Here is a 2,651-nt window from a genome sequence, read left to right on the forward strand (position 1 = left end):
GGCCATCAATTGCGCGGTCATCGTTCGCAACACATCGCGATCGGCGCACGGCCGCGACGCCACCTCAGCCGCAACGATTTCCCACACTCCGCGAAAACCGACCCGATAAGCCTCCATCACCGACGGCAGCGGCACTTCATCACGCGCCCCCTCGACCCCCACCCGGGTGGCGGCTGCCACGTTGAATTCGCCGCCGGTGGCGATCGCTTCAAAAATTGCTCGCACGTTGGCCGCACAAGCCGCGGCCAAGACGTCAGACGGTACCGCCGGCGCCGCCTGGTCGAGCCGCACCTCGCGGGCGATGGCGCGGGCGAGCCCCATCGACACTTCGTCCGTTCGGCGGTAGACCACCTCTGCGACATCCGCGACCTGGCGCAGCACCATGTCACTTCTGATGTCGCTTTTCGTGTCGCTATTCGTGAAACGGTCGCTTTTCATGACGGCACAGTAAGTGCCGGCACGACCGCGGCGATTGTCCTGGCGAGACGAAGATTGCCGACTGTGTTGTTCGCGCGGTTGCCAGTCCGGGAGCTAGCGGCGCATGAGCGGCGCCAGGCGGTTCGGGTCGTCCTCAAGGGCCCCACGATCCCAGCCGGCAAGTTCGGCGGCCGCCTCGTAGGTGGTCTGCAAGAACCGGGCGACCGCGCCGTCGGGATCATCGGCAGTGCGTACGGCTTCGTAGGGCAGCAGAAACTCTTGGTATTCGTCGCTGAAGTAGGCGGCGTCCGGCTCGACGCGGTGCGCGGCAAAACCTTCCGGCTGCGGATACGCGTAGGAGTAGAAGGCGCCTTCTTTCCCGCCGCCCGGCCAGAAGCCACAGCTGCTGAGTTCGCGTGAATACCCTTCGGCCATCACCCAGTCGGGACAGTTGGGGGCCCCTCCCGGATGCAGCGGAGCCGGTCGTCCGGAGAACCGTGTCGCGGCTAAATCCAACGCACCCCAGAAGAATTGAACCGGGCTGGCCTTTCCTACGAACGCCGCGCGGAAATCGGTCATTACCCGGTGCGCCTGCACCAGCTGCTGCCAGAACTTTCTAGCCGCGTCCGGATCGTATTCGGCGTGTTGATAGTCCTCAGCGAACGGGATAGCGGGTTCTACCTCGTTGGGCTTGGGGACGATGTGCGAGTCGATGCCCAGACTGTCCAGCGCCGAGAGCGTATCGCCATAAAATTCGGCGACCGGTCTGGCCGCTAACCGCACCGTTTTCACGTCTCCGCCACTATGGCGGATCGCAAGCACGTGGCCGACGAAATCAAACTCCATGTCGAACACTGCATCGCGATCCGGGATGGCGCCCGTGGTCAACCCTCGTGGACTTACATACAAAGTCACCTGCCACCAGTGATTGAGCAGCGGCATGTGGACCATGCGGATCTTGCCGACGATTTGCGTCCACATGTGCAAGGTGTCGCGTGTGCCCGTCCATTCGTCCGCCACCAAGGACGGCCAACCGTCGGACCGTACGGGTTCGTTCATGGCGTCAGGCTCCACCCAAGGCTCCACACCCATCCGCTTCGCGCTCAGGAGGGCCCGAAACCCTCGGCTATGCCTTTGCCCTGTGGCGAACCTGGAACGCCGAGATGACGTCCATGATGCCGATGACGATCAGCCAGCAGCCCGCGACCAAAGTCAGGACCGCGATCGAGTCGAGCGGAGAAACGATCATCACGCCGCCGCCGATGACGATGATCAGGCCGGAGAACGCCTGCCAGCCACGTCCGGGCATGTGGTCGAAGGACAGCGCCGCGGCCAGCAGCGTCATCCCGCGGAACACCCAGCTGATGCCGATCCACAAAGCCAGAAGCGTCACCGCCTCGAATTTGTCGCGGAAGCAGAAGAAACCCAAAACCAGTGACACGACCCCGGTGATGAACGTCAGCACTCTCATTGCGGCACCGCTGTGCGTGCCGAAAGCGGCAAACACATATCCGATTCCGGAAACCACCAGGTAGATGCCGAACAGGACACCCGCCACGAGCAGTGTCTTGCCTGGCCAGGCCAGGACAATGACACCGAGTGCCACGGCCATCACGCCGATGAGCAGCAGCAATTGCCACGCACTGCGAGCAAGCTGCTGCAGAGGACCCTCAAGAACGGTCTGGTTGGTATTCGTCATCTGAATATCATTAGCCCAAATCGACGTCAATAAAATGTCCGCGGCGACACAATTCGGCATCGCGCACAGGTACCACGAACAACGTCTGGCTGAAACCGCCGGTGTACAAGTGGCTGGCCGCGCCTGTTGCCTTTGTCGCCGGAAGACAACTACCCGTCCCAAGTTGGTCGTTCAGAGACATCGCCGCGGCGGGTTGGTGCCGTTAAATTTCTGACCAACGCACCGTCGCGTTACAGCAACCCAGCTGACACCGATTCAGATCTGATTTTGAATCGCCAATAACCACAACCCATTTCGACTGTTCCGCGCCGCGGAGAAACGTAGGTGAAATCATGTTACTGCCCATCTTCATCATGCTGTTGGTTCTGGCCCCCGTCATCATTCCGGCGATCATCACCGCCGCCCACGTCATCATGGGGACCAACCGGCCGGCCACGACGATCAGCCGTCTGCGGCCCGCTCTCGCATAACCCATTTCGCTCAACCCATGCAGCGCCTCGGCTGCTTGCTATTTCGGCTGCAGTACCGCACCGCC

The 2,651-nt window shown here is 61.9% G+C and carries 4 protein-coding genes; 1 reads left to right on the plus strand and 3 read right to left on the minus strand.

What is annotated here, in order from left to right; genetic code table 11:
* From VN856_RS20695 to VN856_RS20705, 3 genes are all read right to left on the minus strand, one after another.
* Positions 1 to 438, minus strand: a 438-nt coding sequence (locus tag VN856_RS20695; protein ID WP_325692421.1) for a hypothetical protein, incomplete at its 3' end; no start/stop codon positions are given.
* A 93-nt stretch (positions 439 to 531) separates the two neighbouring features.
* Positions 532 to 1,476 (minus strand): DUF5996 family protein, encoded by a 945-nt coding sequence (locus VN856_RS20700; RefSeq protein WP_325692423.1) that lies wholly within the window; start codon positions 1,474 to 1,476, stop codon positions 532 to 534.
* Between the two features lie 67 nt (positions 1,477 to 1,543).
* The gene (locus tag VN856_RS20705; protein WP_325692425.1) at positions 1,544 to 2,116 is read right to left on the minus strand and encodes an HdeD family acid-resistance protein; all 573 of its coding nucleotides are present in this window, start codon (positions 2,114 to 2,116) and stop codon (positions 1,544 to 1,546) included.
* 332 nt (positions 2,117 to 2,448) lie between these two features.
* Between VN856_RS20705 and VN856_RS20710 the strand changes: the two genes are divergently transcribed.
* Positions 2,449 to 2,586: a hypothetical protein gene (locus VN856_RS20710; protein ID WP_325692427.1), complete on the plus strand. Its 138-nt coding sequence runs from the start codon at positions 2,449 to 2,451 to the stop codon at positions 2,584 to 2,586.
* The last annotated feature ends 65 nt before the right edge of the window (positions 2,587 to 2,651 follow it).

Source organism: Mycobacterium sp., assembly GCF_035603715.1.
Classification (GTDB): domain Bacteria; phylum Actinomycetota; class Actinomycetes; order Mycobacteriales; family Mycobacteriaceae; genus Mycobacterium.

Excerpts from the sequence above, each read along its gene's own strand:
- VN856_RS20710 (WP_325692427.1), top strand. The coding sequence starts at position 2,449 with ATGTTACTGCCCATCTTCATCATGCTGTTGGTTCTGGCCCCCGTCATC.
- VN856_RS20705 (WP_325692425.1), bottom strand. The coding sequence starts at position 2,116 with ATGACGAATACCAACCAGACCGTTCTTGAGGGTCCTCTGCAGCAGCTT.
- VN856_RS20700 (WP_325692423.1), bottom strand. The coding sequence starts at position 1,476 with ATGAACGAACCCGTACGGTCCGACGGTTGGCCGTCCTTGGTGGCGGAC.